Consider the following 7,357-nt stretch of genomic DNA (forward strand, 5'->3'; position numbering starts at 1 on the left):
ATGTTGTGGTGCTCGGTCAACGCTACGCCTGCAGAACCGTTGCGGCGCAGTTCATGGCGCACCTTCACGAAAACCAGGCTGCCGGTGCGGCCGCTCTTTTCCGTCACATCAACGATGGTTGAGGTGCGCGCGAGCGCGTCGCCGACACACAGCGGCTCGTGGAACTCGAAATCGCTGCCGGCCCACATGCGGCGCGGCAGCGGAACGGGCGGCAGGAAGCCGCCGCGCCGCGCATGGCCATCCGGGCCGATCTCCGATTGCGCGTGGATCGGCAGGAAATACAGCCAGTGCCAGAGGTAGGGCAACGGCGTGCCGGGCGCGGGGCGCGAGGTGTCGGCGCGGTCGAGCGTGGCCGACAGCGCTGCGTACGGCGTGGCAGTGGCGGTGTCTTCCACTGTCTCGATGCGGCCTGTCCAGTCTTGCAAGTTCATGCGCATACCCTTCTTTCAGTAAAACTTGCGCGACTTAGTCGAGCTTGATTTTTGCGGTCGCCACAACGCCCTTCCAGCGCGTGACTTCCTTCTGCACCAGGGTTTTGAGTTGCGCAGGCGTGCTGGTTTCAACCTCGGCCCCCTGGTCTTCAATGAATTTCTGTACGGTTTTTTCGGCCAGTACGCGGTTGATCTCCTGGTTCAGCCGGTCAACCACCACCTTGGGGGTTTTAGCGGGGGCGAACATGGCGTACCACTGCGACATGCTGACGTTGGGAATTCCCTGCTCGGCCAGCGTCGGAACGTCAGGCAAGACGGGAGATCGCTTGTCACCGGCGATGCCGAGCGCCTTGAGCTTGCCGCCCTTGATTTGCGGGTACGCGGTAAACAAACTGGGAAACATGTATTGCGTGATGCCAGAGATGGTGCTCATCACGGCGGGCGCTGAGCCTTTGTGGGGAATTCCGATCACATCCACCCCTGCGGACAGCTTGAACAGCTCGCCTGCGATATGCGGTGCGGTGCCATTCCCCGCCGTCGCGAAGCTGAAGCTGTCGGGTTTGGCCTTGATGAGCTGCACCAGTTCTTTGGCGGTCCTGGCCGGCACTTCCGGGCTGACGACCAGCACCGTCGGAGATGCCGCCACCATGCCGATGGGTTCAAAATCGGTGACCGGGTCGTAGCGCAGCTTTTGCAAGGCCGGGTTGATGCCGTGGGTAGCGATGTAGCCGAACATCAAGGTGTAGCCGTCCGGCGCGGCGCGGGCCACGAACTCGCTGGCAATCGCGCCGTTCGCCCCGGCCCGGTTGTCGACGATGACCGGTTTGCCGAGCCGGGCGCTGAGTCCCTGGGCCAGGACGCGCGCCATCGCGTCGTTGGCGCCGCCGGCGGAGGTCGGCACCACGATGGTGATCGCTTTTTCGGGCCAGTTCTTGGGCGTCGCCGGACTGGTCGCCGCCATGGAGGAGCCAACCGCCAGTGGTAGCAAGCTCAGCATCAGCAAAGTCCGGACGTGGTGTTTCGGCAGCATGGTTTGTCTCCTGTGGATGTTCTGGTTGCCGGATCTTCGGCGAATGAAGGGAATCCGTGAAGTGCAACTTTTGCTAGTATTGGTGCATGGCACGCATCAATTTCGATTTACAGCAACTCGAAGCCTTCGTGGCGGTGGCCGAGCGCGGGAGCTTTCGCGCAGCAGCCGACCATATCCATCTTTCCCCACCCGCTTTAAGCCGGCGCATCGACAAGCTCGAGACCATCCTGGGCGCGCGGCTTTTCAACCGCACCACACGAGAGGTCGAACTGACGGCCCTCGGGCACGTTTTCCTTGATCGCGCACGCGCCGCGCTGGACGACCTCGAGTCCGCCATGCTCGGCATCACCGACATCGCCGGCAGCCGGACCGGCCGGGTCACGGTGGCCTGCGTGCCTTCCGCGGCCATCCATTTCCTGCCCACGGTCGTGAGCTCTTTCTCCGAACGCTACCCGCTGATCCGCGTCCGTGTGATTGACGAAGCCGCCGGCGCGGTGATGGCCAGCGTAGTGTCGGGCGAGTCGGACTTCGGCATCAGCTTCATGGGCAACCAGGTGCCCGGGGTGGACTTCGAGCCGATCCACACCGACCCCTTCGTGGTGGCCATGCCGCGCCGCCATGCACTCGCCGGCCGCAAGACGCTGTCCTGGAAGAACCTGGAAACCGAGCGCCTGATCGCGGTATCGCGTACCAGCGGAAACCGGCAACTGCTGGATGACGCGCTGGCCAAGGCGGGTATCAACCCCTCGTACCGTCTCGAGGTGAGCCACATCGCGACACTGCTCGGTATGGTCGAAGCAGGGCTCGGGCTTGCGGCCGTACCGCGCCTGGCCTTGCCGAAACGGCATCCGTCGATCATCGGCGTTGCGCTCGTGGCACCGGCGGTATCGCGTGTACTGGGCCTCACCACCTTGCGTGGCACGACGCTGCGCGCACCGGCAAAGATGTTCTACGACTACCTGCACACGGCGCTGAAAGAGCGTCGCTAAGGGAAGTGCCAAAGGCCGGCACTGGTGCAGGCCAGGCACCAATGCGTACTGGTGTTTTTCCTGTTCGGGTCGCGATGAAACTTCGAGCGCCCGAACGATGGGTAGTGGAGCAACCACCGCGACCACCTCGGCCTTCCACCCGAATCAGGGCAGCCGGCCTGGCGGGCGCGTGCCGAAAGGATCGGCTGCGCCTGTTGCCATTCGCGCGCCAATTTGGTTATTATAAATAACTATTATTGTGACTCCGTGGCAACCAGTAGAAAAGGCGTATGACCTATCAACCCGCTGTGCAAGATGCGCAATTCATTCTTTTCGACGTACTGGACGCGGGCGGCCAATTGCGACCGATCGAGCGCTTTGCCGATACCGACGGCGACCTGCAGCGGCAGGTTCTGGAGGAAGCAGGAAAGTTCGTCGCCGAGGTTGTGGCGCCGCTGAATGCGGCGGGCGACAACCCGGGGTGCCGCTTCGATGCCGGCGCGGTCGTGACGCCTCCAGGTTTCGTACAGGCCTACCAGGCGTTCTGGCAGGCAGGCTGGCCTGCGCTTTCATGCGCGCCTGAACACGGCGGGCAAGGGCTGCCCTGGGTGCTGGAAGGTGCGCTGTACGAATGGCTGAGTGCCGCCAACCATGGCTGGACCATGGCACCGGGCCTGCTGCAYGGAGCCTATGAGTGCCTGGCCCATCATGGCAGCGATGAATTGAAGGCGACTTACCTGGAAAAACTTGTCTCTGGCGAATGGCTGGCCACGATGTGCCTTACCGAAGCGCATGCCGGCAGCGATCTCGGACTGGTGCGCACCCGCGCAACGCCGAAGCCGGACGGCAGCTACCGCGTCAACGGCAGCAAGATCTTCATTTCCGGTGGCGATCACGATCTCACCGGCAATATCCTGCATCTCGTCCTCGCACGCCTGCCGGATGCACCTGCCGGCCCCAAAGGCCTGTCGCTGTTTCTCGCCCCCAAGCTGCTGATGGACGGCAGCCGCAACCATGTCTACTGCGATCGCATCGAAGAAAAGATGGGCCTGCACGGCAGCCCCACCTGCGCCATGCGCTTCGATGATGCGACAGCCTGGCTGGTAGGCCAGCCGGGCGAGGGCCTGAACGCAATGTTCGTGATGATGAATGCGGCGCGTTTGCACGTGGCGCTGCAGGGCATCGGCCTGCTCGACGCCGCATGGCAAAAGGCCGATGCCTATGCGCGCGAGCGCAGGCAGATGCGCGTGCCCGGGCCACGCACCAGCACCGAGCCCGCCGACTTCATCATCGGCCACCCGGCGATGCGCCGCCTGCTGGATACGCAACGAGCCTGGATCGACGGAGGGCGCGTGCTGGCTTACCAGACAGGACTCGAGCTCGACATCGCCAGGTACCACCCTGACCCCACTCGTCGTGAAAGGGCACAGCAGTGGTGCAGCCTGCTCACACCCGTGTTGAAGGCTGCTTTCACCGATCAGGCTTTCCACGGCGCCAGCGAATGCCTGCAAGTTTTCGGTGGCCATGGCTACATCCGCGAATGGGGAATCGAGCAGACCGTGCGCGATTCACGCGTGACCATGATCTATGAGGGCACCAACGAGATTCAGGMCATCGACTTGCTGGTCCGCAAGGTGATACCGGACGGCGGCTAGGCGTTGCGGCAGATGTTCCAGGTCCTGCAGGAGGGCCTGGACGACGGGCGCGCGAACGAGAAGGCTGTATTGAGCTGTTTCGCCCGCCTGGAGATGACGACCGCAGCATTGATCAAGGTCGCGGGTGCGGCGCCCCAGTTGCCCTATTGGGTCGCTGGCGACTACCTGCGCGCGGTGGCGCTGGCACTGCTTGGTTGGGCTTGGGTGCGCATCTGCAACACGCCTGGCGCGCAAGGCAGTGAGCGCTGGCAAGGCCCAAGTGAAGCGCTACGGCGCTGGGTGATGCCTGAGTTCGATATGCGGCTGGGCATCATCGAAGATGAAATCAGGCGCCGGGATTGACCGGCCTTTCATGTGGACGGGGCGACACCGGATCGACGGTCAACCCCAGCATGCCCTGGGCGTTGAGAGATCAGATCTTCCGCACGCCTTGGGCAGCCTGCTAGTTCTGAACCCCGCGACCGCCCAAGGTGCGCTGCGCATCGTTTTCAAGCGCGATGGCATCATCGAAATGGCGAAGGCCGATGTCGTTGAGAACCCGTTTGAAGCTGGCTGCCACCACCGGCTGAAGCGACGCCAGCCTGGCGCCGATTTGTCGGGAAGCCGATTCGAGTTCCTGGTCGGAGACCACTTTCCAGACAAGTCCCCAAGCCATCGCCTGCGCAGGTGAGAACTCTTCGCCCAGGAGCATCAGCGCCTTGGCGCGCGCAACGCCTGCATAGGCAGATAAGGTGGCGGTCAATCCACCCGTCACAAAAACCCCGAGGGAGGACTCCGGCAACTTGAAGCGGGTGCTTTCCCCCGCGATCACAATGTCCGCATTGAGCATCCACTCCAAGCCGGCGCCGACAGTCCAGCCATGAACCGAAGCAAGCACCGGCTTGGGCAGGGACACCAGCGCTTTGGACACGGCTTGCACCAAGACCAGGTCCTCTTCAGTGGGTGGCGCACTGACGTCCCTCCCCGCACAGAATGCCCGGCCATTGCCGCGCAGAAGGAGCACCCGGACGGCATCGTCGCGCGAGGCCAGCTCTATAGCAGCAAGAAGTGCGCGCGCAAGCTCGTTGTCAATGGCATTGAGCTTGTCGGGGCGGTTCAGGGACACGGTCATGATGCCGTCCACGGACTCGATCAGCAGCTTGGGAGTTGTCATGGGTGTGATTCTGAACCGGGAAGCCGTCAGCGAACGCATAAATTTCCGGCCTAATGTTTTTTTGGCCGGACCGTCCGCATATCGGCCCGAGGGAGCGGCGGCTTTGCTGCCTGAATTGAGCGCCCGCCAAACCTCGCAGTGCGCTGCATGCCGCCTCGAATCCGTCACTCCACGGTGACGGATTTAGCCAGGTTTCTCGGTTTGTCCACATCCGTCCCGCGCGCCACARCCGTGTGATACGCCAACAACTGCAGCGGCACCACGTGCAGCAGCGGGCTCAGTGCCCCATAGTGTTCGGGCATGCGGATGACGTGCAGGCCTTCGCCGCTTTCGATGTGACTGTCGGCGTCTGCCAGTACATAAAGGACGCCGCCGCGGGCGCGGACTTCCTGCATGTTGCTTTTGAGTTTTTCGAGCAGTGCGTCGTTGGGCGCGACGCAGACGACGGGCATCTCGCTGGTGACCAACGCCAGGGGGCCGTGTTTGAGTTCGCCGGCCGGGTAGGCCTCGGCGTGGATGTAGCTGATCTCTTTGAGCTTGAGGGCGCCTTCGAGTGCGATGGGGTAGTGCAGGCCGCGGCCGAGGAACAGTGCGTTTTCCATCTTGGCGAAGTCTTCGGCCCAGCTGATGACTTGCGGCTCCAGCGCCAGCACGGCTTGCAGGGCGGCGGGCAGGTGGCGCATGGCTTTGAGGTGGCCGGCTTCTTCTTCATCGCTGAGCTTGCCTTTGCTTTGGGCCAGGGCCAGCGTGAGCAGGAAGAGGCCTGCCAGTTGCGTGGTGAAGGCCTTGGTGGACGCCACACCAATTTCAACGCCGGCGCGCGTGATGTAGGCGAGCTTGCATTCGCGCACCATGGCCGACGTTGACACATTGCAGATGGTGAGGGTTTGCGTCATGCCCAGGCTTTGCGCGTGGCGCAGCGCGGCCAGGGTATCGGCGGTCTCACCGCTTTGCGTGATGGTGACGACGAGTGATTTCGGGTTGGGTACCGATGTGCGGTAGCGGTATTCGCTGGCCACTTCGACTTGCGTAGGGATGCCGGCAATCGACTCGAGCCAGTACTTGGCCGCGCAGCCGCTGTAGTAGCTGGTGCCGCACGCGAGGATAAGCACCGAATCAATGTCCTTGAAGACGCGGTAAGCCTCGTCGCCGAACAGCTCAGGCACGATGCCCTCGACGCCTTCGAGCGTGTCGGCAATGGCGCGCGGCTGCTCGAAGATTTCTTTTTGCATGTAGTGGCGATACGGGCCCAGCTCTGCGGCGCCGCTGTGGGCGTGCACGGTTTTGACTTCGCGCTGGACGGCTTTGCCTTCTTTGTTGAGTACCCAGTACTTGCCGAGCTGGATGTCGACCATGTCGCCTTCTTCGAGGTAAACGATCTGGTCCGTCACGCCGGCCAGGGCCATGGCGTCGCTGGCCAGGAAGTTCTCGGTCTTGTCCTTGCCGACGCCCAGGATCAGCGGCGAGCCGGCGCGCGCGCCGACGACGCGGTGCGGTTCGTCCTTGCAGAAGGCGGCGATCGCGTAGGCGCCGTGCAGTTGCGCGACGGTGGCCTTGAGGGCTTCAAACAAATCGCCGTCGTACAGGCTGTCCATCAAATGCACGATGACTTCGGTGTCGGTCTGGCTGTCGAAGACATAGCCCTTGGCCTTGAGGCCGGCGCGCAGCTCTTCGTAGTTTTCGATGATGCCGTTGTGCACCAGTGCAACCTTGCCTGCGCGCGCCGTGGCGCCCGCGCCGCTGCCATGGCTGAAATGCGGATGTGCGTTGTGAACGACTGGCGCGCCATGTGTGGCCCAGCGGGTGTGGGCAATGCCGGTGACGCCTTCGAGTTTGTCGGCGCTCACCTGCTCCTGCAACTCGGCCACGCGCGACGTGCTGCGAGCGCGCTTCAGGCCGCCGGCGTACACGGCGACGCCGCAGGAGTCATAACCGCGGTATTCGAGGCGCTGCAAACCCTGCACCAGGATGGGAACGATATTTCGGGTCGAAACGGAAGCAACAATGCCGCACATGAAGGTCTCCTGAAGATCAATGCGGTGATGCTACGTACTTACAGTTTTCCAATGTGATCTATTTTTTCTATTTAATGGAATTTAATTTCATACACTTCAGTATAT

5 protein-coding genes and 1 pseudogene are annotated in these 7,357 nt (G+C 62.7%); 2 read left to right on the plus strand and 4 right to left on the minus strand.

Annotated features, from left to right (window positions below):
- The coding region (locus AC1DWI_RS09120) for an FAS1-like dehydratase domain-containing protein (RefSeq protein WP_477724710.1) at nucleotides 1-431 on the minus strand (431 nt) is incomplete at its 3' end.
- Nucleotides 432-465: 34 nt separating this feature from the next.
- The gene (locus AC1DWI_RS09125; RefSeq protein ID WP_477670002.1) at nucleotides 466-1,461 is read right to left on the minus strand and encodes a Bug family tripartite tricarboxylate transporter substrate binding protein; all 996 of its coding nucleotides are present in this window, start codon (nucleotides 1,459-1,461) and stop codon (nucleotides 466-468) included.
- Nucleotides 1,462-1,547: 86 nt separating this feature from the next.
- On the opposite strand from AC1DWI_RS09125, the gene AC1DWI_RS09130 reads away from it, so the two are divergent.
- Together AC1DWI_RS09130 and AC1DWI_RS09135 are read left to right on the plus strand one after the other, a co-directional pair.
- Nucleotides 1,548-2,450: a LysR substrate-binding domain-containing protein gene (locus AC1DWI_RS09130; protein ID WP_477670003.1), complete on the plus strand. Its 903-nt coding sequence runs from the start codon at nucleotides 1,548-1,550 to the stop codon at nucleotides 2,448-2,450.
- 269 nt (nucleotides 2,451-2,719) lie between these two features.
- Nucleotides 2,720-4,426: pseudogene (locus AC1DWI_RS09135) on the plus strand (acyl-CoA dehydrogenase family protein).
- Nucleotides 4,427-4,526: 100 nt separating this feature from the next.
- On the opposite strand, the gene AC1DWI_RS09140 reads toward AC1DWI_RS09135, so the two are convergent.
- Both AC1DWI_RS09140 and glmS read right to left on the minus strand, forming a co-directional pair.
- The gene (locus AC1DWI_RS09140) at nucleotides 4,527-5,237 is read right to left on the minus strand and encodes an enoyl-CoA hydratase/isomerase family protein (protein WP_477670005.1); all 711 of its coding nucleotides are present in this window, start codon (nucleotides 5,235-5,237) and stop codon (nucleotides 4,527-4,529) included.
- 164 nt (nucleotides 5,238-5,401) lie between these two features.
- The gene (glmS, locus tag AC1DWI_RS09145) at nucleotides 5,402-7,252 is read right to left on the minus strand and encodes a glutamine--fructose-6-phosphate transaminase (isomerizing) (protein ID WP_477724711.1); all 1,851 of its coding nucleotides are present in this window, start codon (nucleotides 7,250-7,252) and stop codon (nucleotides 5,402-5,404) included.
- Nucleotides 7,253-7,357 lie beyond the last annotated feature (105 nt).

Source organism: Polaromonas sp. P3_C2, assembly GCF_056402675.1.

Bases quoted from the DNA above. Each gene is read 5' to 3' on its own strand.
- AC1DWI_RS09140 (WP_477670005.1), bottom strand. From the start codon at position 5,237: ATGACAACTCCCAAGCTGCTGATCGAGTCCGTGGACGGCATCATGACC.
- AC1DWI_RS09125 (WP_477670002.1), bottom strand. From the start codon at position 1,461: ATGCTGCCGAAACACCACGTCCGGACTTTGCTGATGCTGAGCTTGCTA.
- AC1DWI_RS09130 (WP_477670003.1), top strand. From the start codon at position 1,548: ATGGCACGCATCAATTTCGATTTACAGCAACTCGAAGCCTTCGTGGCG.